Origin of the sequence: Specibacter sp. RAF43, from assembly GCF_052114065.1 — a bacterium.
Taxonomy (GTDB): Bacteria; Actinomycetota; Actinomycetes; order Actinomycetales; family Micrococcaceae; genus Specibacter.
This window is the reverse complement of the sequence record NZ_JBFREA010000008.1, coordinates 54258-75921: the sequence shown is the minus strand read 5'-3', so window position 1 is coordinate 75921 and position 21664 is coordinate 54258. Positions and strand designations below refer to the sequence as shown.

Annotated in this window: 24 protein-coding genes; 13 read left to right on the top strand and 11 right to left on the bottom strand. The window is 65.2% G+C overall.

Annotated elements, in window-relative coordinates; translation table 11 throughout:
* The 8 genes from AB4Y80_RS06580 (at nt 1) to AB4Y80_RS06545 (ending at nt 7302) form a co-directional block, all read left to right on the top strand.
* Complete coding sequence (locus AB4Y80_RS06580) at nt 1-201, top strand: YbdD/YjiX family protein (protein WP_442212892.1); 201 nt, start codon at nt 1-3, stop codon at nt 199-201.
* A 77-nt stretch (nt 202-278) separates the two neighbouring features.
* Entirely contained in the window at nt 279-932 is a 654-nt protein-coding gene (locus AB4Y80_RS06575; RefSeq protein WP_442212890.1) for a bacterial proteasome activator family protein, read from the top strand.
* Between the two features lie 5 nt (nt 933-937).
* On the top strand, nt 938-1465 hold the full coding sequence (locus AB4Y80_RS06570; protein ID WP_442212888.1) for a hypothetical protein: 528 nt from the start codon (nt 938-940) through the stop codon (nt 1463-1465).
* A 162-nt stretch (nt 1466-1627) separates the two neighbouring features.
* Nucleotides 1628-2692: an iron ABC transporter substrate-binding protein gene (locus AB4Y80_RS06565; RefSeq protein ID WP_442212886.1), complete on the top strand. Its 1065-nt coding sequence runs from the start codon at nt 1628-1630 to the stop codon at nt 2690-2692.
* Between the two features lie 5 nt (nt 2693-2697).
* Nucleotides 2698-4296, top strand: a complete 1599-nt coding sequence (locus AB4Y80_RS06560; protein WP_442212884.1) for an ABC transporter permease — start codon at nt 2698-2700, stop codon at nt 4294-4296.
* 56 nt (nt 4297-4352) lie between these two features.
* Nucleotides 4353-5447, top strand: coding sequence for an ABC transporter ATP-binding protein (locus AB4Y80_RS06555; protein WP_442212918.1), 1095 nt, complete (start codon nt 4353-4355; stop codon nt 5445-5447).
* A 350-nt stretch (nt 5448-5797) separates the two neighbouring features.
* Nucleotides 5798-6049, top strand: coding sequence for a helix-turn-helix transcriptional regulator (locus tag AB4Y80_RS06550; protein ID WP_442212882.1), 252 nt, complete (start codon nt 5798-5800; stop codon nt 6047-6049).
* Nucleotides 6049-7302, top strand: a complete 1254-nt coding sequence (locus AB4Y80_RS06545) for a tyrosine-type recombinase/integrase (protein ID WP_442212915.1) — start codon at nt 6049-6051, stop codon at nt 7300-7302. The genes AB4Y80_RS06550 and AB4Y80_RS06545 overlap by 1 nt, the downstream gene beginning before the upstream one ends.
* A gap of 74 nt (nt 7303-7376) precedes the next feature.
* Here the strand turns inward: AB4Y80_RS06545 and AB4Y80_RS06540 are convergent, their stop codons facing one another.
* Genes AB4Y80_RS06540 through AB4Y80_RS06530 form a run of 3 tightly spaced genes read right to left on the bottom strand, consistent with a single transcriptional unit; the run spans nt 7377 to nt 8983 of the window.
* A complete protein-coding gene (locus AB4Y80_RS06540; RefSeq protein WP_442212881.1) occupies nt 7377-7616 on the bottom strand; it encodes a hypothetical protein in 240 nt (79 codons plus the stop codon).
* A 30-nt stretch (nt 7617-7646) separates the two neighbouring features.
* The gene (locus tag AB4Y80_RS06535) at nt 7647-8438 is read right to left on the bottom strand and encodes a DUF2637 domain-containing protein (RefSeq protein WP_442212879.1); all 792 of its coding nucleotides are present in this window, start codon (nt 8436-8438) and stop codon (nt 7647-7649) included.
* Nucleotides 8435-8983 carry a hypothetical protein gene (locus AB4Y80_RS06530; protein ID WP_442212877.1) on the bottom strand — a complete coding sequence of 183 codons (549 nt, stop codon included), beginning with the start codon at nt 8981-8983 and terminating at the stop codon, nt 8435-8437. The genes AB4Y80_RS06535 and AB4Y80_RS06530 overlap by 4 nt, the downstream gene beginning before the upstream one ends.
* Nucleotides 8984-11251: 2268 nt before the next feature.
* Here AB4Y80_RS06530 and AB4Y80_RS06525 point away from each other — a divergent pair.
* Nucleotides 11252-12415, top strand: a complete 1164-nt coding sequence (locus AB4Y80_RS06525; RefSeq protein WP_442212875.1) for a hypothetical protein — start codon at nt 11252-11254, stop codon at nt 12413-12415.
* 149 nt (nt 12416-12564) lie between these two features.
* Here AB4Y80_RS06525 and AB4Y80_RS06520 read toward each other — a convergent pair whose 3' ends face one another.
* Nucleotides 12565-12966 carry a hypothetical protein gene (locus AB4Y80_RS06520; protein ID WP_442212874.1) on the bottom strand — a complete coding sequence of 134 codons (402 nt, stop codon included), beginning with the start codon at nt 12964-12966 and terminating at the stop codon, nt 12565-12567.
* Nucleotides 12967-13086: 120 nt separating this feature from the next.
* Here AB4Y80_RS06520 and AB4Y80_RS06515 point away from each other — a divergent pair, with 120 nt between their 5' ends.
* Nucleotides 13087-13674: a hypothetical protein gene (locus AB4Y80_RS06515; RefSeq protein WP_442212872.1), complete on the top strand. Its 588-nt coding sequence runs from the start codon at nt 13087-13089 to the stop codon at nt 13672-13674.
* A gap of 235 nt (nt 13675-13909) precedes the next feature.
* Here the strand turns inward: AB4Y80_RS06515 and AB4Y80_RS06510 are convergent, their stop codons facing one another.
* Entirely contained in the window at nt 13910-14272 is a 363-nt protein-coding gene (locus tag AB4Y80_RS06510) for a hypothetical protein (RefSeq protein WP_442212870.1), read from the bottom strand.
* 373 nt (nt 14273-14645) lie between these two features.
* On the opposite strand from AB4Y80_RS06510, the gene AB4Y80_RS06505 reads away from it, so the two are divergent.
* Nucleotides 14646-15404, top strand: a complete 759-nt coding sequence (locus tag AB4Y80_RS06505; RefSeq protein ID WP_442212868.1) for a metallophosphoesterase family protein — start codon at nt 14646-14648, stop codon at nt 15402-15404.
* 498 nt (nt 15405-15902) lie between these two features.
* Here AB4Y80_RS06505 and AB4Y80_RS06500 read toward each other — a convergent pair whose 3' ends face one another.
* The 5 genes from AB4Y80_RS06500 to AB4Y80_RS06480 all read right to left on the bottom strand — a co-directional run bounded on the left by AB4Y80_RS06500 (nt 15903) and on the right by AB4Y80_RS06480 (nt 19101).
* Nucleotides 15903-16439: a hypothetical protein gene (locus tag AB4Y80_RS06500; protein ID WP_442212866.1), complete on the bottom strand. Its 537-nt coding sequence runs from the start codon at nt 16437-16439 to the stop codon at nt 15903-15905.
* 61 nt (nt 16440-16500) lie between these two features.
* Nucleotides 16501-17466, bottom strand: coding sequence for a hypothetical protein (locus tag AB4Y80_RS06495; RefSeq protein ID WP_442212864.1), 966 nt, complete (start codon nt 17464-17466; stop codon nt 16501-16503).
* A 400-nt stretch (nt 17467-17866) separates the two neighbouring features.
* A complete protein-coding gene (locus AB4Y80_RS06490) occupies nt 17867-18031 on the bottom strand; it encodes a hypothetical protein (RefSeq protein WP_442212862.1) in 165 nt (54 codons plus the stop codon).
* 123 nt (nt 18032-18154) lie between these two features.
* Nucleotides 18155-18595, bottom strand: coding sequence for a hypothetical protein (locus AB4Y80_RS06485; protein ID WP_442212860.1), 441 nt, complete (start codon nt 18593-18595; stop codon nt 18155-18157).
* 140 nt (nt 18596-18735) lie between these two features.
* Nucleotides 18736-19101, bottom strand: coding sequence for a hypothetical protein (locus AB4Y80_RS06480; protein ID WP_442212858.1), 366 nt, complete (start codon nt 19099-19101; stop codon nt 18736-18738).
* Between the two features lie 238 nt (nt 19102-19339).
* On the opposite strand from AB4Y80_RS06480, the gene AB4Y80_RS06475 reads away from it, so the two are divergent.
* Both AB4Y80_RS06475 and AB4Y80_RS06470 read left to right on the top strand, forming a co-directional pair.
* A complete protein-coding gene (locus AB4Y80_RS06475; RefSeq protein WP_442212856.1) occupies nt 19340-19963 on the top strand; it encodes a helicase associated domain-containing protein in 624 nt (207 codons plus the stop codon).
* Between the two features lie 63 nt (nt 19964-20026).
* Nucleotides 20027-20734: an SOS response-associated peptidase gene (locus AB4Y80_RS06470; RefSeq protein ID WP_442212854.1), complete on the top strand. Its 708-nt coding sequence runs from the start codon at nt 20027-20029 to the stop codon at nt 20732-20734.
* A gap of 54 nt (nt 20735-20788) precedes the next feature.
* On the opposite strand, the gene AB4Y80_RS06465 is transcribed toward AB4Y80_RS06470, so the two are convergent.
* Nucleotides 20789-21271 carry a hypothetical protein gene (locus tag AB4Y80_RS06465; RefSeq protein WP_442212851.1) on the bottom strand — a complete coding sequence of 161 codons (483 nt, stop codon included), beginning with the start codon at nt 21269-21271 and terminating at the stop codon, nt 20789-20791.
* Nucleotides 21272-21664: the final 393 nt, after the last annotated feature.

Sequence of the window (21664 nt, the reverse complement as noted above, 5' to 3'; positions counted from 1 at the left end):
ATGGATGTCTTGCGACGCGCGGCGGGTGTTCTGAGGTCGGTCAACAGGTACCTCAAGGGTGTCCTGGGGGAGGACTCCTACGCGAAGTACCTGGACCACCACCGGGCCACCGGCTGCCAGGTGCCGGCCATGACGGTCAAGGAGTTCTGGCGGGACAAGACGGACCGCCAGGATGCCCACCCCGAGGGCCGCTGCTGCTAGCGCCCGAATGGCCCCGACCACCCCGCCAACTGTCCCGATCCCGGCACGGTTGGCGGGCGTCGTGAGAGACTGGCCGTATGACTGAGAAGGCGCACACCCCGGCMAACGGTTTGGCTGCTGAGGGCAAAGTATTGGACGACTCCGAGCTCATCTCCGCCGTCGAGGGCTCCGCGGCCGCCGCGTCATCGGAATCCGCCGGTCGGGATGCCGAAAAACTGGGCAACGGCCGCTCCAGCGTGGCCGACCTGGTGGACCAGCCAGCCAAGGTCATGCGCATCGGCACCATGATCAAGCAGCTTCTGGACGAGGTCAAGAGCGCGCCGCTGGATGACGCCGCCCGGTCCCGGCTGGCCGAAATCCATGATCGCTCCATTGCCGAACTCGAGGACGGGCTGGCCCCGGAACTGGTGGCCGAACTCCACCGGCTGAGCCTGCCGTTCACCGACAGCGGCACCCCGTCCGACGCCGAGCTGCGCATCGCCCAGGCCCAGCTGGTGGGCTGGCTGGAGGGCCTGTTCCATGGCATTCAAACGGCGCTGGCGGCGCAGGCCATGGCCAACCAGCAGGTGGCGGCCCGGCTGCAGCTGCGCCAGCTCCCGCCCGGGACCGTCATTGCCCCCGGCGTGGTCGTGGGGGAGAACGGGGAGCCGCAGCGCGCCGCGGCCGGGATGCACCACGGTGACGCCATGCCCGGGCAGTCCGACTCCGGCGGTCCCGGACAGTACCTGTAATCGCCATGCTTCGGGAACTTTTTGGCGCCGCCCGGCAGGGTCGCCGCGACGACGCCGAACTCGGCAAGGGCGTGTGGCGCCGCGCCCACGACCGCTTCACCAGGGGCCTGGACAGGTTCCACCAGATGCTTGAAGGCATCGCCGAGGACGCCGCCCGCCCCGCCGCCCCGGCCGCCGGCGCGGACGCCGCCCCGGCCGCTCCCGCGGACAGTGCCGCCGCCCCCGCGGACGTGTATGCGCTACTGGTGCCGATCGCCAACGGGCTGGCCGACCTCCTGCCGCAGGTGCGCCAGATCGCCCTGGCCGCCCACGCCGAGGCACCGAGCGAGGGCACGGACATCCCCGCCAGCGCCGGCGGCTACCTCAATGACGTGCACCGGGAGCTCTCCCGCGCCGGCAACGACCTGGCGGCCGCGGCGGAGGCCGTGGCCATGGTGCGGCTCGGCGCGGGGGACGTTGCCGCGGTGGAACGCCGCTCCGCCCTGGTGCACGCGCACGTGGTCCGGGCCCGGGAACTACTTACCCGCAAGTAGGAAAAGTCATCCGCGGTCACATGCGGGAGAGCTGGGTCACTTGATTGGGAATTTAAGGTTAGCCTGCCCTATATTGGGAATACGATCAACAAACGTTCGCTAATTATTCCCGTTCGCTGATACTTCCCAATCGCTCGTTCTTCCGATTGCCGAAAGGCCCCCATGAAAACTTGGTTCAACAAGACCGCGCTCGGCAAAGTTGCCGTTGCCGCGATCGCCGGTGTTTCCGTGTTCGCCCTGTCCGCCTGCGGTGGCACCGCCGCCACCCCCAACTCCAGCAGCGCCCCGGGTGCCGCTACGGATAGCATCACGGTGTACAACGCCCAGCACGAGTCCCTGACCCAGGCCTGGGTCGACGCGTTCACCCAGGAGACCGGCATCAAGGTCACCCTGCGCAACGGCGACGACTCCGAGCTGAGCAACCAGATCATCCAGGAAGGCAAGAACTCGCCGGCCGACGTCTTCCTGACGGAGAACTCGCCCGCCATGACGCAGGTTGAAAATGCCGGCCTGTTCGCACCCGTCAATGCCAAGATCCTGGGCCAGGTGCCGGACGCGTACCGCCCCTCCACCGACAAGTGGACCGGCATCGCCGCCCGCAGCACGGTCTTCGCCTACAACACGAAGAAGCTGACGGAAGCCCAGCTGCCCAAGTCCATCATGGACCTGGCCGACCCCTCCTGGAAGGACCGCTGGGCCGCTTCGCCGTCCGGTGCCGACTTCCAGGCCATCGTCTCCGCGGTCCTGGCCCTCAAGGGTGAGCCCGCCACGCTGTCCTGGCTGACGGCCATGAAGGAAAACTTCAAGGCCTACAAGGGCAACAGCACGGCCATGAAGGCCGTCAATGCCGGTGAGGTCGACGGCGCCGTCATCTACCACTACTACTGGTTCGGCGACCAGGCCAAGACGGGCGAAAACTCCAAGAACGTCGCGCTGCACTACTTCAAGAACCAGGACCCGGGCGCGTTTGTCAGCGTCTCCGGCGGCGGCGTCCTGGCCTCGAGCAAGCATCAAGAGAGCGCCCAGAAGTTCCTGGAATTCGTCACCGGCAAGGCCGGCCAAACCATCCTGCAGACCGGCACCTCCTTCGAGTACCCGGTGGGCAGCGAGGTTGCGGCCAACTCCAAGCTGGTTCCGCTGACGGAGCTGCAGGCCCCCAAGGTTGATGCGGCCAAGCTGAACTCGCAGAAGGTCACCGATCTGATGACGCAGGCCGGGCTACTCTAGTACTGATGTCATTGCGTACCAGTACGACGGCGGCCGGCTCGCCCGAGCGGAAGGTCTCACCCCACGCGCCCAAGGGCCGGAGCTCGCGCTCCGGCCCTTGGGTCGTCGTCGTATTGTGCGTCCTGATTGCGGGCTTTTCCCTGCTGCCGCTGGGATATGTGGCTGTCATGACCGCCAACGCCGGCTGGGACACCATTGTGAAATTGGTGATCCGCCCGCGGGTTGGCGAGCTGCTTGTCAACACGGTGGAATTGGTCGCCGTGACGGTGCCGCTGTGTGTGGCGCTGGGCGTGGGCGGCGCCTGGCTGGTGGAGCGGACCCGGCTGCGCGGGCACAAGGTGTGGGCCGTGCTGCTCGCGGCGCCGCTGGCCATTCCCGCGTTCGTGAACAGCTATGCCTGGGTCAGTGCCATCCCCGCCCTGGGCGGGCTCGGCGGAGGCGTCATCATCTCCACGTTGTCCTATTTCCCGCTGGTGTACATCCCGGTGGCGGCCGTGCTTAGCCGGATGGATCCGGCGCTGGAACAATCGGGTTCCTCGCTGGGCCTGGGCCCGTGGCGGGTCTTCTTCCGGGTGGTGCTCCCGCAACTGCGGCTGGCGATCGCGGGCGGGGCGCTGCTGGTGTCCTTGCACCTGCTGGCCGAATACGGCGCGTTTGCCATGATCCAGTTCGACACCTTCACCACCGCCATCTACGACCAGTTCCGCTCCACGTTCAACGGCTCGGCCGCGAACATGCTGGCCGGCGTGCTGGTCCTGCTGTGCCTGCTGCTGCTGCTCGGCGAGACCCGGACCCGCGGCTCCGCCCGCTACGCTCGCGTCGGCTCGGGCGTGCAGTCCAATCCCACCCGGCTGCCCCTGGGCTGGCTTGAGGTCCCCGGCCAGCTGGGCCTGGCCGCCTTGACCGTCCTGGCGCTCGGTGTGCCGTTGTGGCACGTGGTGCGTTGGCTGATCGCCGGCGGTGCGGCCATCTGGACGGGACCGGACCTGCTGCACGCGCTGGTGCAAACGCTGGGGTACKGGCTGGCCGGCGCCCTGGTCACCACCATGCTGGCGTTCCCGCTGGCCTACCTTGTCATCCGCCACCCGGGCGGGGTGAGCAAGCTCCTTGAAGGGGCCAACTACATTTCCAGCTCCATGCCCGGGATCGTGGTGGCCCTGGCCCTGGTGACCATCACCATCCACGGGGTGCCCGCCGTGTATCAGACCGCCGTGGTGCTGATCGCGGCCTACGCCCTGTTGTTCATGCCGCGCGCCCTGGTCAACCTGCGGGCCGGCCTGGCGCAGGCACCCAAGGAGCTGGACGAGGCCGCCCGGGCGCTGGGCAAGTCGCCGCTGGTGGCGTTCTTCAAGGTCACCTTGCGGCTGACGGCCCCGGCGGCGGCCGGCGGTGCGGCCCTGGTCTTCCTGGGGATCGTCAATGAGCTGACCGCCACGCTGTTGCTGGCGCCCAACGGCACCCGGACGCTGGCCACCGAATTTTGGTCGCTCAGCAGCGAAATCGACTACATGGGTGCCGCGCCGTACGCCCTGTTGATGATCTTGCTCTCCGCCCCCATGACGTACCTTCTCTTTGCCGAATCCAAGAAAGCAGCAGGACAGTGACCCCAGCACATCGGCCCACCGCCGCGCAAGCGGCCCCCCGAGCCGTCTTCACGCCGCTGGACGGCCATGTCAGCGACCACCTGCAGGTTACCGGGGCGCGCAAGGCCTTCGGCAGCACCACGGTGCTGACCGGCGTCGACCTGACCGTTGCGCAGGGGCGGACCACCGCCATCGTGGGGCCGTCCGGGTCGGGCAAGACCACCCTGCTGCGGCTGATCGCCGGGTTTGAATCCCCGGATGCCGGCAGCATCCGCCTGGACGGCGTCGAGGTGGCCGGGCCCGGCACCTGGGTGCCCGCGCACAAGCGCAGCGTCGGGTACGTGGCCCAGGACGGGGCCTTGTTCCCGCACCTGACCGTGGGGCAGAACATTGAGTTTGGGCTGCCGCTGCGCGGCCGGGCCGCGTCCGCCCGCGTGGCGGAGCTGTTGGAGATGGTCTCGATGGATCCGGCCTACGCCAAGCGCCGCCCGCACCAGCTCTCCGGCGGCCAGCAACAGCGTGTGGCCCTGGCCCGGGCGCTGGCCCGCCAACCCGAGCTGATGCTCTTGGACGAGCCGTTTAGCGCCCTGGATGCTGGGCTGCGGGTGTCGACCCGCCGGGCCGTGTCCAAGACGCTGACGGAGGCCGGGGTGACGACCATCTTGGTCACGCACGACCAGGCCGAGGCGCTCAGCTTTGCGGACCAGGTGGCCGTGATGCGAGACGGCAAGCTGGCGCAGATCGGCAGCCCGTTCGTGGTGTACACGCGGCCCTCGGACCGGGCCACCGCGGAATTCCTCGGCGACGCCGTGATCCTGGAGGCCTGGATGGAGGGTTCCCTGGCGCTGTGCTCCCTGGGGGGGATCCCGGTGCGCCGGCCGCCGGTGCAGGGCAAGGTGCACCTGATGCTGCGCCCGGAACAAATCCGCATCACCGAAGGCGGGGCAATCCGCGGCCGCGTGGTGGACACCGACTACTTCGGCCCGGAAACCACCGTCCGCATCCAGCTCCAACCCATTGCCGTGGACCCCTCCAAGCCGGTGGACCCGCACCAGCCGGTGGGCGGGGAGGTCATCAACATCCGGCACTGGAATGCCATGCTGGCCCGGCCCGGTACCGAACTCTCGCTGAAGGTCGTGGGCGAGGGCGTCGTCTTCCCCTGGGACGCCTAGCCGCGCCCGTCCACCGTCGAACTGACAGTACCCGCCGGTGCGTACCGCCTACCCCCGCGGTTCGGGCACAAAAATCCCCCGGAATCTCGGGGATCCGGGGGATTGAATGAGCCTCCAAACAGAATCGAACTGTTGACCTTTTCTCAAAGCGTGAAGGGGTCGAGTTCGAACACCCGGGTTCACAAATTCCCGAGATTCCGCGGATTCCGATCGAACGCGGCTCGAAAGTATTAACGAACAATCCCGGAAAATCAGTTTCAAAGTATGGCATAAGTATGCCGCCCCCTCCTGCGGCATACTTACGGCGGCAAAAAGACACCCGTGGCGAGGGTCCCCGCATAGAAACCACCATGACCACTCATTCCGCCACGGCAGCCGCGACTGCCGCCACCACAACCTTCGATTTCGAGCCCCAGGACACAGTCACCTGGCTCACCCGAGCCGAGGCCGCAGCGTATCTGCGCCTCTCAACTGGAACCCTGAGCAACTGGGCGTCCGGCGACGTCGGGCCGTCGTACACGCGCATGGGCCGCGGCCGCGTCCTCTACCGGCTCGCCGACATCGAGTCGTGGCTGGCTGCCCAGGATCGGCTGTGCGTCTGATGGGGCGCCCAAAAACGCCCGCATGGCAACTCGGTACGATCACCACGACGAAGGACGCGTCAGGCCGCTGGGAGGCGCGCGCATACTACCGGGATGATGCAGGTGACCGACGCCAGATGCGCCGGGCCGGCAGAACCAAGGCCGCGGCTGAGAACGCTCTGAAGGCCGGTGTCCGCGAGGAGGAGCTGGCAGCGCGTGATGCAGTTGAACGAGCTGCTGAGGAGGCGGCAGCCGCGGCCCGACTGACTGTAGCCGAGCTGGCCGCGGCATGGCTCGAAATGCGCAAGCCGGCACCGGTTGTCGTGGATGAAGTCGCCCGGACGGCCACACTCACGACCGACGGTCTGCGGCCGCAAACCTGGGAGCAATACCGCCGGGTCCTGGGGTTCCACGTCTTGCCCGCCATCGGTGAGCTTCAGGTAGTGGATGTGACGACGCCAGTGTGCGAAAAGGCAATCACTGGGATGTACTCAGTGTCCACCGGTGCCGGCTACCGCACCGCCGCGCTGGCCAAGCAAGTCCTGCAGCAGCTTATGGACTATGCGGTGAGGCAAGGCTACCGCGAATACAACCCGGCGAAATCTGTCAGCCGGGTGCCGAAAAAACGGAAGAAGCCCCAGGCCCTGGCACTCGAAACCGTAGCGGCCATCCAAAGGGCTGTGGCGCCATTGAACCCAGAATCGGGCGACAACCGCCGCGTGCCGGTCGGTCGCACCTATGACACGGTTCTGTTGCTGCGGCTGACCGGGTTGCGTATCGGTGAGGCCCTCGGCCTTCGCTGGGAAGACGTCGATACATCTTCCTCACCGATGACCATCACCGTTTCGGGAACGCTGGTGGAGAGGCCGACGATCTTCTACCGGCAGATGTACCCAAAGACGGCCGACTCGATTCGGATCCTTCCGGTGACCGATCCCGAGCTCGTTGAGATGATCGGGCGCCGGTGGCGCAATCGCAAGACAACGCCCACCAACGCGGTGTTTGCTGCGGCCCGATCGGGAAATTTCGTGCGCCCCAGCAACCTCCGCACTTCACTGCGGAAGGCCCAACTGGAGGCCGGCATCGAAGGTCGGATATCGCCGCACAGCTTCCGGAGGACTGTCGGCAGCGGCATCTCGGCGAAGTACGGCGATGAGGCGGCCTCCCACATGCTCGGCCACAGCTCGCCGGATACGACCCGGGAATACTACATCGCCAGGCCGACCGTGGTGCCCGACTACTCCGACGCCCTACGCCCGCCTCGCACTTCCTAGCCACCTCCCATACAACAAGACGCCCCGCTGACCTTCCAGCGGGCGTCCTGCTTGTCTGGCCGAAGGCCCGGAACTCACAAGCCGAGGATGGACTCGATTTGGCTTGCAGCCTCCTGATCCGCCTGGCTGGTCTGGCCCTTCTCCAGGAGCTGGCTGTGCGCGGGGGCATCCGGAATAAGTTTGACGCTGGAGCTGGCGGCATCGGCGGCCACGACGCCGCCGGTCAAGAGGAACGCGGCAAGGAGGACTGCGACCCAGAGGCGGCTGGTGAAGCTCGGGAGTGCGCGGACGACGAATGCGGTGAGTGTTTGCATGGTGTTTTCCTTTGCGGGTGTGCGGGTTGACTATGCTGCGGATGTGGCGGCGGTAGGAGAGAGCAGGCGTTTCACACTGCTGAGGCTCATTCCGACCTCGGCAGCGATGGCGGGCAGCGTCATGCCTCCTTCACGAAGGGTCGTGGCCTGGGCTACCAGTGCGGTGCGGTCGGTAGCCGGCTTGGCGTCGGGAACCGAGGCCAGGGCCTTCTGCTTCGGCGTGCTGTTGGCCTCCACGGCTGCCGGGGTGGCGGCTGTGGCGGTGACCTTCGAGATATCTGCTTCGAGGCGAGCTACAAGCTTGGCCAGCTTGTTGTTCTCCTCGACGCCCGCCGCGACGGTTGCCTGGGCCTCGACGAGCTCGACGGTGAGGGCCGCTTCGCGGTCAGCGGCAGCAAGGTCCTCGGCAGCGCGGTGGATTCCTCCCCGGCGCATGTAGAGCCAGGCTTCGAGGGTGGCCACCACGGTGATGACGGGGAGGGCGTGGGTGAGGGCGGCCAAGATGTTTGAATCAACGGACGCGAGGATCCCTGGGGTCGCGGTGATGGAGTTGGCAGCCACGGAGATCGCGGCGCCGGCAGCGGTCAGCCACCAGCCGTACTTTCGGCTTGTTCCAGCTGCGGTGGCCTGGAGGACCTGCAGGATGCCGGCCACCACCATTCCATCGATGGAGATCGGCAGGAGCCACGCGGCCCACGCCGGCCAGCCGACGTGCAGTGCCAAGCGCAGGATACCCATGAAGGAGAGCAGCGTACCGGCAATTGCCACCGCGATGAGGACCGGGCCCGCAGCGGTCTCGGCCCGAAGTGTCCGGGTGTTCATGCTGCCAACTCCTTTGTGATGACTTCGAGGCGAGCTTGGAGGCGAGCTGCTTCGCTGCGTAGGGCCCTTCCGCGGTCCATTGTGGGGACGATGGTGACGCCGGGGATTGGGCGCGCGACGACCGATGTGGGCAGACTTGCTAGGACAAGGACGTCATTGACGCCGATGAGGGGCTTGGTGAACGGGCCGCCGAGTCCTTCCCACGTGAATGAGCCGCGGATACGCGCGATCCCTTTGCCGAGTATCGGCCTGCGAGAACGCTGGCGGCGCTCGGCGATGAGGCGGCCACCCAGCTCCAGGACGCATTGGTCGCTGTAATGCTGGAGCTCGATTTCCACCGTGGAAAGGGCGCTGTTCCCACTGGTTCCAAAGAAGCTTTCAGCCAGTGCCTGCACGTGTTCCGCGAGGTGGACGGGGAAGGTATAGAGGCCGCGGTCCTGGTCCCACTTGGCGCCCATGTCATCGACGAACGGTCCAAGGTCCGGGTTGAACGGGGCGCGGAGAACGACCTGCTCGCCTTCTACGAAAACCTCAACATCCTGCATGGTCCCGCCTCCCAAGTTGTATTTGCTGAGTACAACATCAGTCTCTCATGTGTGAGCGAGGTTGTACACCTGGTGTACAACAGGCCCTGTTTTGCCGCATGATGGAATTATGGAAACTTCTCGAACTCCCAAATCGGTCCACCAGCTCATGGACGCTCGCCTGGCGGCAGAGTTCCTGGACGTCCCCGTTGGTCAGTGGAGAACGTGGTTGAATCGCAAGCGGCTAGGCGAGGGGAGCTTGAAGGAAGCCTTTCCGGCGCCGGTTGAGCATGATGATGCGGGGGGTTCTAATGCCAGCTTGAACGGCGGGCCAGTTTGGCTACGAGATGACGTGGTTGCCTTCGCGGATTTCCTGCGGACGGAGTACCGGCCGCGAGGTGGCCCTAAGCCAGCCTGGCGGAAGGATGTGTCGTAGCCGCCCAGAAAAAAGAACCCCGGCCGCAAACTGGCCGGGGTTCTTTTTTCTCTCGTGTCACCACAACACGTCCAGAGCAGCAATACCCGCGCTCTCTATTATTAAGCATAGCTTACGAATTCGCAAGTCATGATTAAGTGTTGCTAATGCTTTTCTCGCCACCCACGCTGCTGCCGTCAGGGCCAGCGAACGGGATGCCGGCCGCAGTGATCCCACGTACCGGACCACACGGCTGCTGCCCCCGGCTCTGGTGATCGGGTTGCCCACCTTCGCGATCACCAGCGAGCCGCGAAGGTCCACGACCCGGTTGCCAGATGCCGCCGCGCCTTCGACCTGGGCCACGGAGAGCCTGCTGAGTGAGCTGCCGTGTGAGCCGCTGGACGGGGTGGGCTGAACCGCTGCGTGAGCCGCTGGACGGGGTGGGCTGAACCGCTGCGTGAGCCGGTTGCGCGGACCGTCGCGGACCGGCCAGCGGGCGCGGGTTGAACCGACCGCCTGAGCCGCAGTGAGCCGACCGCGGGGAGGGTTCTGAACCTCCGGTGAGCCGGCCGCATGAAACGTCGCGGGCCGCTCGTGAACTGGCTGCCTAGATCGCCGCGGACCGGGTCAGCGGGTGACATGAGCTGCTGTGTGAACCGCTGGTCTGAACTGCCGTGAACCGTTCTACGGGAGGCATTGAGCTGGTCAATGAGCCGCCAAGTGGACCGCCGCTGAACCGATCCGCGGAGAGGGAGTGAGCCGATCCGCGGTGGGGCTTGAACCGCCAATGAGCCTGCTGCTTGGCCCGCCCGCACTACCGTCCGCCAGGGAGGGGTGAGCCGATCAATGAACCGCTGTACTGAACCGATGTGGGCCGGTCCGATGAAGCCGGGTGAGCCGCCGAACTGAACCGGCCGCCGTGAGCCAAATGAGCCAGTGGCGAGTGGAGGGAGAGAACTTAAAGGTAAACGTCTCGGTCATCAAATCGCCAACCGCCTCTACGGCACCGACAAGGTCACCGATCAGATCAACGGGTCGACTGCCGTGCGGAGGCGTGGACGAAGTCCTAAGCCGAAGCGGCGGCCCGGCGTTAGTCGGCAGGTAAACGACCAGGACAGCTGAGCGGGATCCGGATCGACATCGTGTCGGTTGCCTTTCGAATCGGCTTCGGATTGGTACCCGTGCCGACTGTCTTGCTGGAACACTTGACGCCCGGGGTGGGTTCTCGGCATCGTCTTGCTCGGTGTGGCTTGCCGGCCTTGGCCGGGGTTGTGGATCGAATGTCGGCGGCTTCCACCCCTGGGCACCTGATTTGAGCCAGATTATAATCGCTGTCTTCTGGACTCCGTCCAAAGACGCATAGAATCTGTTAAAATTGTTACATGAATGTTACCGGGTCATCTCTCACTCCCGAGCAGCTCCAGGCCCTCAGGCAACTCTCCTCTTCCCGCCCTCCGTCTCGCTTCTCTGCGCCTGTCTTCGTGCGCGACCTCGCCGTGCGCGGCTACTCCCTCGGGTGTACCTCCCAGCAAATCTTGATCTTTGCCCGAAGGCAGGTAGCTACCCGACCAGGGCTCAAAACGTTCCTCGGGCAGGTAACCCCGCTCAAACGAGTCCTGGCAGCCGCCCGTCGCTTGTCGGTCTCTTCCTCGCCCCAGGGGGCGCGGCGGAACGCGGCGACGGTGTCTCGGCTCCTCGTTGGAAGACTGCTTTCTGATTTTTCGAAGGGGACACCAAAACTAGGCCAGCGTGTCGATGACGGCCTAGATGACGAGGCCTGGGCCGAGGCTCTGCTGGAAGCTCCGAAGCCCGCCGCGAAGCCAATGTCGCCTGCATCCCAGCTGCGGGTCCGGGTCGCCCTTGCTGTGGTCGGGATGGACCTTCTGGCCTCCATAAATTCCGAGAATGGCTGGTCGACCGCACAGCTCAGCTACAGCCGCATGAACCTCCTAACGGGCTGGACGACGAGCACCTCAAAACGCGCTCTTAATGACCTGGTTTCCATGGGCCTGATCTCCGAACTGCCGACGGCGCGGAAGGCGACAGCTCGCCGCTTTAAGATGAATCGGGGCCTCACTCCCGACCAGCGCGAAATCGCCGCCGGCCAGGTCGAAACGATCCGGGCACTCAAGGGCCTCGACGGCGCCGGGAGCATGGTGGCAGACCTGGTTCGGTCCACCACACACAGCGCTTGGAACTTCGGTGAAGGGAAGCTTGGGCACCGAGCCTGGTGGGTGGCTGTTGCCGCCCGGGCTGGCCTGGACCCTGCCACCCTGGGCGTGAGCAAGCGAAACGTCAGCCTGGATCGGAAGGCTCTCACGGCGGCCGGCATCACGGGTGCCAAGACTGGCGCAGAGCTGACCGCAGCGCTTGACCGGTACAGTCGGGAGCGTGGCTGTCTGGAAGCCCGACGCGGGGCGGAAGAGGCCTACCGCGAGGCCGCTGTAGCCAGGACCGACGAACTGCGGTTCTACCGAGGCGTGCGGGAGGATGCTCGCAGGATCGTCGAAGAACTCGTGGGGCCCTTCGCCGCGGTCCCGAAACCCGGCGTCTCGGGCGGCAGGAAAATGGCCCGGTGGATCGACACCGCCAGGGCAGCATTCGCGGGGCGGGCATATCCGGTGGAAGTGGCTGCCGCAGTCCAGGCCGAGCTCGGGCGGATGATCGGCTCCAGGGTGCGGGACGCCGAAGTGGGGCGCATCGTCGCTGGCTGGATCACAGCGGGGCTCGACCTCGACGGTGAGGTGCCCGGCAAGAGGCGGGTTGCCATGCGGGCCACGCGCGGGCTCGATCACCTGGGTGCTGCCCTCATGAGCATTCCCCGGGGCAATGAGGACGAGAACACGCAGAAAGCATGGCTCCTACAGCTGCGCGGCAAGATCAATGGCTTGCCGCCAATGAGTCCAGAAGTGAAGGCCGCAGTCGAAGCTGATCTTGCTGCCCGTCTCCGGCTCCGGCAGTGGGATGCGGACAAGGTCGTGAAAGGGGCCGCTTGGGCGGTTCGCGGATTGGCCATCGCCGAGGCCGTGGCCGCATAGCTCCTAGGGGGACACCACTCCGCGGATTGCGTCCCGGAGGCCATCCCGCCTCCAGCCACACGGCCCACCGGTCCGTGCGGCGAATAGCCGCACGTGCAGATCGACATACTGTGGGTGCCGCCCCGGTCAACGAATCGTTTGGCGGGCGATTAGGGCAGCTGGGCGGTCGCCGGTGTCCACCGCAAATCCGAGCGTCTGACGAAAACGTTGGCGCGGGCCAGGATGGGTAATGTCGCCGCAATGGTTTCGGCTTGGGCGGCACCGGTCTGGTGTATCGGGAACCACGCCGCGGCCAGGGGCATGGGTTCCGGCCACTGATCCCCGAGGAAGTCCAGGAGGGCTCCCGACACCAAGGCGTCCCAACGGCGATCGCCTACCGTTGCCGGCGGATCCAAAGCGGGGCAAACATCGTTGCTCAAGACCTGGGCCATGAGCGTCAATTTCTTCTGCAGGAGCGTGAATGCTACGGCTTCATCGCCAGCGTCCAGGGCGGCCCGGACGCCATCGGTCAGCCGCGCGATCTCCGTCGGCAAGTACTCTTCCAGCCTCATCGCGCACCTCCGATCTCCTCTCAGCCTATCCGGCGCCCTGGACGCCACCCAGGCCGGTGGCGGTGTGGCGGCGGGTAGGGGACGCCAAACAGTGTCGGAGCGTCGGGCTAGGCTCTTGGCATGTCGACCGAAATTATCATTACTGGGCTTGCTGTCGCGGTGGCCATAGGCGCACTCTTCTACACCGCCCGTTCGGCGAACGCTGCCAAAAAGCAAACCGAGATCCAATCGCAAATGAACAAGGCGGCGGCCGAACCATACATCTGGGCTGACTTGCGGCCGGACGAGGCCCAAGGCGGGCTGCTGCTACTCATTGTCGGCAATTCCGGGCCAACCGTAGCAACAAATGTCCGAGTCAACTTCTCACCCGAACTGAGAATGGCGTCCAAAGACTCATCGGAGCACGCAACCGAGGTACTGCGCCGCGGCCTTCCCTCCTTGGCACCGGGGCGGGTGTGGAAATGGAGCATGGGCGTGGCATGGCAGACGGTAGAGGAAGGTCAGGAGCCCGCCTACGACATCACGATAGAGGCCGATGGGCCATTCGGTCCGCTCGACAAGCTTGAGTACACGATCGGCTTGCAGGAGATTCGGCATACCCTCGCTGTGCCGGCGGGGAGTCTGCACACTATTTCGACGGCGGTCGGCAAGCTGAACGACACCTTGAAGAAGATCGACGGCAAACTCGATCGCGACGACGACGACTAACACGCCGTCGAGCCAGCCTATCGCCGCAGCAGGTGGTGATCCGCCGATGCAGTTGGGCCTGCGGTAAGCAAGGCATCCTGGACCCCGACGGCGATGGGTACCAGCGCAAAAGCAGTGCCGCCCGTGAACGGGCCGGCGCGCTTGACGGTCACTGAGATGAGCTTTGGCTATGGATCCATCCCATGAGTTCGTGCCCGCCTCGTGGATGGCCGTCACGTGAAGATCATCCCACGCGTCAGTAGACGATCTCGTCGCCATCGTCGTCAGTCTCCGGCAGGCGGTCCCAGCCGTGCAAGCCAATTTCCTCGCCAATCGTCTCGACGAGCTCGACGGGACCGTGGAGGGCCGCATGAAGGACGGTGATGGCTGTGAGGCGGTGCCAGCAATCATGAGGCGGCTCGGCGAGCAGAGCCTCTAGGGTCTCCAGATTTGTGAAATAGCAGTAGAGCTGCCGGGCGCACTCCGGGCACAGGTCGTCGGGGAGGATGATACCACTGGCGTAGTGGTTCTCGAGACGGAGGTATCTGTGCACGACGTCCTTCTCGCTGGCCACGCTGATCTCCACAACCCTCGGTGCGGCCAACTGACGTGCGGCCACGGTGGAGTCCATGTGTGCGGAGAGATGACCACCGCCCGACGTGTCGATCTTGTGCCGGCAGGCACGGTGGGCCGGCGATAGCCGCGGCAAGTCGACATGCCGAAAGATCGAACGGGTACACGAGCCAACCAAGCGCCAGCCATTTAAGTGAAGGTCGCCACTCCGCGCCTCCCTCTACCGACCCGCCTTCAACTCGACTTTCGCCCCGCGTCACTCTCCGTCGTCCGTCGGCCGCTGCGCGTCCAACGCTTACCTGAGAGGATTGCTGCATGATTCCTGCTCACCTTCACGCCCACCTGGGAGAAGCACCGACTGGGGCTCGACCTGGCCGCGGCGGCGCTGCGCGCCTGGTGTCCTGGTGCCGTCCGTACACATGGCCGCCATGGAGTTAATCGTTGCAGGGGACTGGCACGGCAATACTAGGGCTGTCGAGAGGGCGCTGCGTGAGGTGTCCCGTGCTGGGCACACTCAGATCTACCAGCTTGGTGACCTCGGTGTGCTGTGGGGAAGGCTGCGTGAACGGGACCGATTCACTGTCGTGCTCCTAAAGTTTCTCGAGAGGTTTGACCTCGCCTTGACGTTCATCGACGGGAACCACGACAACGTCCCGGCCCTCCGTGACCTGCCCCGGAACACTGACGGGTTCGGGATAATTTCGGACCGCTTGCTACATGCACCTCGCGGCCATCGGTGGACACTGGAGGACGGTACGCGGTTCGGCGCACTGGGCGGCGCCTACTCAGTCGATCGGGCCTGGCGAGAGTGGGGGAAGGACCTGTTCGAGGGCGAAGAGGTGACTTCCGCGGACGTCGATGCCCTCGGCAGTGAGCCTCTCGATGTTCTGCTTTGCCATGAAGTTCCTGCCGGCGTGCCGGTCATTTCTCAACTTGGCGACCCCCTGGCTGAAGAAGAGGCGTGGACTGCGTATCAGGGCCGGCTGCTGGTCGAGCAGGGAGTTCGAAACACTTCGCCATGCGTAACCCTTTGCGGCCACTGGCACCAGCGTCTGACAGCAGACTTAACTTCCTCGACTCGTGTCGAAGTTCTGAACCGCGACAACCAACCGGGAAACCTAGTCGTACTAAATACTGCCGATCTCTCCGTCACCGAATTTCCCATCAAGCCACTATGACTCTCACGATCCCATCGCCTGCGGCGCGCAGCCCGCTCGACTTCCCCTCACTGCCAGACGCCACGACCCGAAAGCCGCCGCGGTTACCCCTCAGGTGACCTGGCTTGACCGCGGAGCGAGGGTTACTGCGTGGCTTCACTGAGCTGGGATCGCCGGCCGCAGGCCATTGAAGGTCGTGGACTGGGCCACACTCAGCGGTGACGAGCAGCATGCAGTGGGGACCGCCTCGGGGGAGACGGGCAGAGTGGTGAAATCGTGCCGCGACATTGCGCATTCGGGTGGTGGTGGAAGGCGATATAAGTCAAAACCATCTGGGCGACCTGGCTTCCCGTGATAAGGGCCATCTACCACCAGGACCCCGGCTGCCAGATCGCCTTTATCGCCCGTCCCGGGTCCGCAGCGAGTGCGCCCAGTTTTTTCGAGGCCGGCACACGCCGTGGGACACAAAACGGCCCCGGCAAGGTCGTGCTCGCCGGGGTCGTTGACGCGGGACAGAGTCTAGAAATGGTTTTGCTCTTCGAAATACCGGTAGACCTCCACTGGGATGAGCCACCGCCGCAGGGCCCGTGGCGAATTTCGCATCGGTGGGTGGACGGTCGGCGCCATGAGCCTGCCGATCCCACACGCCGTTATGATCTGTGACCGGAGTGAATCGCTCGCTGGCTGCAGGGCGAGACCCGGCGGACACGCGAACCCCGGTGACCAGACGGGACTGTCAAGATCCCACGGACCCTGGCGCAGCAACGGGTGATCTGAAATGCGGGCCTCGAGGAGCAAGGTGGCGGCCATCGCCGCCCGCTCCGCCGAGTACTCGACGTGGGCGGGCGGGGTCTCGCCCCGCGACTCGGCCGCATCCTGGACCCACTCCAGGAGCGCGGCGGAGAGTCCCGCTTCGTGCGCCAGGCCCCACACCATTTGTCGCAGGGCTGCCTCGGCGACCGGCATCCGGGGCCGTGCGGGAGCCGGTGGAGGCGGGAGCTGTCGTGGCCTGGCGCGGATCTCGGCAATGCGGTCGAATGATGTCGTGGATGCCATGGCGTCCCGCTCCCTCTTGACGATGACTTATCGCCCATCACCATGCGTAGGCCCGCGGCGATCACAGCTCCGTGCGGGACTCGCCGGCAGCAAGTGGTGCGGCATCGGCTGCGGTCGGCTGGCGTGCTAGAAAAGCGTCGGCCTGTGCGATCTGAGACTCAGTCAGGCCACGGTGCGACGCCGGCTCGATGACCAACGAACCGACCAGCTGGCCGGGCTGCCGGCAACTGCGCAGCTGGTGGCCAGCCCCGCGGGCGTCGCGGTCCTCGATCCAGAGAATGCGCGTCGGGTGGTGGGGGAGGACGCAGTCGCCGACGAAGTCGTACAATGCGAATCTTTTCCACGGCCGGTTGCGGTAGACATCGATCGCGGTGCGCTCGGCGAAGAGTGGCGCGGGTGGAAGGCCGAGAAGCGGCGCGAGAAGGCCGGGGGCCGCCGTGCCCCAGCTCGTGAGCCAATGGACCTCCACGCCGGGCATGGCCGCCCACTGGCGGATCGCTACGGCCACGGCAGGATCGTAGTAGAAGCGGGCCGGCGCCGCGAGGGGCGGGTGGAAAAAGTCGAGGGCGGTCAGGCGCCGGATATCAACCGCGCGACCGTCGTCGACGGGGACCAGCACACCGTCGACGTCCAGGAGGACTAGGGTCCGAACTGGCCAGGCCAGCGGCTCGGTCTTTTTCGCCCCGACCACGCTCCTTGCGGCAGCCAGGATGATCTTCGCGGAAACTTTCAGTGACTCGCATCGCATCAGATCGGCTGGCGCTACATCGGCTCCCTGGCTGGCAAGCACGAGCGGATCCGCCCACCATGCCTGCACCGCCGCGGCATCGAAACCGCCTGCTGTCAGGATGGATCCGGCCTCGTATGCGATTCGCAGACGGACCGTTCCCCGTGCCGTCGGGCCGGGGCCCAGTGCGCCAGCCCATTGGGGAACTTGGCGAACCGTTCCGTCGCCGAGGGCAGCAATGAGATCGACGCCTAGCACCGGGAGCAACGCTGTGACCGGTGGGGTTAGAGGCGTCGGCATCGGGAGTCCCTTCGAGCTGGTATCCCGGGACATGTGTGCGGAAGATCGAATCGTACGCACGCCCGGAGTGCAGGACGCCCCAGCGCTTGGCCGGAAGGTCTAGAGAATTGGTGGGTTACCGGCCGTACCTCGGATCTCCGCTATCCGAAGTCTCAGGAAAGTGATCGCTAGGATCAACATCCAAATGACGAGCGCGGCGAYCGCGACGATCACCACGAAGTAGAAACCAACCAGCAAGCTCCCAAAGGCTCCAAACATTGCAGACACCTAACCCCAAATTTGCCGACTGCAAGTAGCTGAGTCGGACCAAGCACGCGTCGTGTGTTCTCACCCTATATTGCCGACCGGCTATAGGCCCCGCCGGCCGGGTAGCGATCCGCCAACCGGCCGGCGACGGCGGTCAGTCGCGCAGGACGGCCCTGGCGCCGAGGACGAGCAGGACGACGGCGGCTACGGCGGACGCGGCGGCGGCGACGATGCCAATTGTTGAGTGGACTTGGAAGGCGGCGACGGCGCCCCACGCGCTGCCCATGATGCCTACGAGGCCGGTGGATGCCTTCAACATTTCGTTCTCCTGATTGTGGTGACGTGTCGCCATCCTGCCCGGTGAACTGGTCGGCGGGCAGGGTGGCTGGCGGTTAACACCCGCCGGCCAGGGTGGTGGCTGCGAGGCCGGCGGGCGGGCTTTTTAGGCCACCAGGTTGAGCGGTGCGGCTGCGGGCTCGGGTGCGGTGTCGGCCGGTGCCATGTGCACGCCCATCTGGTCCATCAGGCGCCCCAGGTCGAACTGGCCGGCCAGAATTTCGACCTGCACGTCGTGGCCGGAGCCGGTGCCGCGGCCTGCGCTTTGCAGGAACCAGCCGGAGGGGCGGCGGATCAAAGTCGCCTTGGCGACCGTGACGAAATGTTGGCTCCAGGGGCTGGCGGGCTCGGCGGTGTGCGCCACGGCGCCGGGGCGGTCCACAAGGCGAAGAGCGAGGCGGTCCAGCTTTTCCTCGGCCACACGGGCGGCTTCCAGAAGGTCGGAGATGCTCAGGAAGCGGTCGAGGCGGCCATTGGCCTCGGCAAGCGCGGCTTCGAGTGCGGCGCGGTTCTTTTCGGTGATGCGGATCTGGCGGGTGGGGGACATGGAGTCCATGGTGATGCTCTTTTCTGCCCGAAGGCGGTGCGGGTGAGGTGATGCGCTGTAGGCCGGTTTTCCCTACATAGATCCAGTCGTTCTAAGGGGACACCATGTAAGGGAATCCCGGAAAAACTTTTGAGGGGTGGTCAGGAGGCGACGAGCTTGTCCATTTGCTTCGCTCTAATCACGTCTGCCGCGTCGAGCATCGCGTCCGCCCACGTCTCAGTCCGGTGCGTCCACAGGAACCACGCCTGGAGGCAGTCGCGCATCTCGGTGTGCCGGGCTTCCAGCGCGCCCTGCACCGCTTCGATCAGCAGGCCGGTATCCGCGATGCCGAGCTCGGCCCGCACCGCGGCCAGGAGCGGCTCGTCGATGAGCTCCTCGTAGTCGGCCGAGTCGCGCTTGAACTCCCCGCCTTGGTAGGCATCGAGGCCGACGATGAGGCAGACGAGGGCGTCAGTGGGGAAGGCAGAGAGGGCTGCGGCGGCTGCGGGGGTCAGTGGCTGGTCCATGGGAATCTCGATTCTTGCCTCGGGGGAGGCGGGGTGCGGAGTAAAGCTGCTTACGGTGTCTTCTATGCGCCGACTGCGGCCACGGGTGTCACATTGGTGGGTTCCCCTTGAATTCCCGGGGCTGCCTGTCCCCACACGTCGATATGGGGACGGCAGATGGGGATCGTTATGAACTCGTTATACAGATTGGATTTGTTCTCGCTAGGCTGCCCCCACCGCCATGACACTAGGGGGCTATGTGGATCGCGACGATTGGGCACACCCGGAGTGGACCGCGATGTACGCACGTGGTCTCAGTGTCGGCTTGATCGCCGAGCTCCAGGGAACGCGGCTGTCGACCGTGAAGGGGTACATCCAGCACCGGCGGGCAGAGAATCCCGGCCTGGCCGCCCAGCATGCTGCAGCGGCTCCACGAACCCCCTCCGATCTGTGGCGCCGGCGACTCTCGGAGATGCGAAATTTCATCGCCACACACGGCCGCTATCCCGGCATTCACGGCGGCCTGGAGGGTGAGGCACAGCTATACGGCTGGCTTTCGGAGCAGCGTCACGCTCTTGTGGGGCAGACGCTTGGCTGGGAAAAGATGCGTGAGCTCGGGGTCCTGGGGGATTGGGTCACCACCGACAGGGAAAGGGCGAGGGATGCGCGGTGGAGGCAGCGGCTTGGCGAAGTTGCGGCTTTCGTGAGCGAGCACGGACGGCTGCCCAGGCACCGGACGGCAAAAAACGAAACGGACCGCGTGCTCGGGATTTGGCTACAGACACAGGGCATCGAGGCGCACCATCGTAGGTTGGCGGAGTGGCGTCTCGAGGCGTTGAACGAGGCACTGCCCGGGTGGATGCGCGTGCGGGGTGGGGAGTAAGGATGGCCGGCGCATGTGCGGATGTCTCTCGTAACATGCGACCTCGAAGGCTAGGCTCGGAAGATGTGCGGACGATTTGTAATGCCCCGAGCCGGCGCCGACCTCGTATCGATCTATAACGCCGCCGGCGCCACGGGTCCGGAGGTGCGGCCGTCCTGGAATGTCGCGCCAACCCAGCGGATCAGCATCGTCACGGAACGGTTGATCCCGGGCGCTGACGAGCCACGACGAATGATCGAGACCTCTCGCTGGGGGTTGGTACCGGTATGGGCCAAGGACACCAAGGGCGCCGCCCGGCTCATCAATGCCCGGAGTGAGACGGTTACCGAGAAGCCCTCCTTCCGCTCGGCCGCATCTAAACGCCGCGGACTCGTTCCGGCCGCCGGCTACTACGAGTGGCAGGTCACCCCCGAAGGCAAGATCCCCACCTACCTGCACCCCGAGGATGCTGACGAGCTGCTGTCCTTCGCCGGCCTCTATGAATTCTGGCCCGATCCCGAACTGCCCGAGGATCAAGAGGACAAGTGGCGGATGACGGTGACCATCATCACCCGCGCGGCCCCCGATGCGCTGGGTCACATTCACGATCGGACACCGGTGATCGTGCCGGCGGACCTGCACGATGAGTGGTTGGATCCCGAACTCACCGACAAGAGCGACTTGCGAACCCTCATTGACTCCATCCCGGACCCGCACCTGGTGCCGACGGTGGTTGGCACGGCGGTCGGCAATATCCGCAACAATGGCCCCGAGCTCATCGAGCCGGTCTAAGGATGCAATGAGGACTCGCTACCTCGGAATGGCAGTACGCCGGAGTTTCATTTTTTAGGCTACGAGACCAATAATGTTGGCAACGGTGCCGATCAACAAGCCGGCGCCTACAAGCCAGACCTGGAGCCCTATTCCCCGCGCGGCACGTTCGTTGATAAGGGCTTCGACCATTTCCGGAGCGTGCTGCATGTCGTTGTATGTGAAAATTTTCTTGCCAGCGGCGCGGTATTCGTCGAACTTTTGGTCACTGGTTTTCCGTTGGCCTGGACCCGCCGTGGCCGACCCCTCGTATTTCGCGTCAATGGATCGGAGTCGAGTCAACAGCGCGTCATTGCTGCGGGTGTCGGATCGGAGGATGCGCCAAGCCCAAAGGATCGCGCCGAAGGAGACAAGAAAGGCAACCACATTCATGATCACGAGAAACGTTTTCATGTTCCGATTATGACACCGGCAGAGTCCGTCCACGGTGGCGATTCGGCCACTGTTACCGGCGTCTCGTTCACCAGTCAGGCGTACCGGAATCTGGGAGACGTCCATTACCGCAGGCTTTTTCGTACTCTGGGTCCCAGCGCATACCTAGAATCATTCGCATAACCCCTATTTGTCCGGGTAGGCGCTGGACACTGACAGACGACGGATACTGCAGCCAGATCACCAGGCTGACCCACGCCTGCGGCCCGGATGCCTACTCAAATCCTCAGTTCCATGGCTCGGGCACCGTAGACGCCGAGACAATGTGCCAGTTCCTCGCCGCCGCAACAACCCGACCGCCGCTGTCCATATCTACCGGGCCTTGCCGCCAGTCGTCACGTCCATCAACTGCGGCGACTACTACACCAAGAGCGAGACCTACGCTCGCCGACACGCACTCCAAGACACTGACGCAATGCATGACTGGCCCATCGTGGGCGGACGCGCCGGAATCGGCTG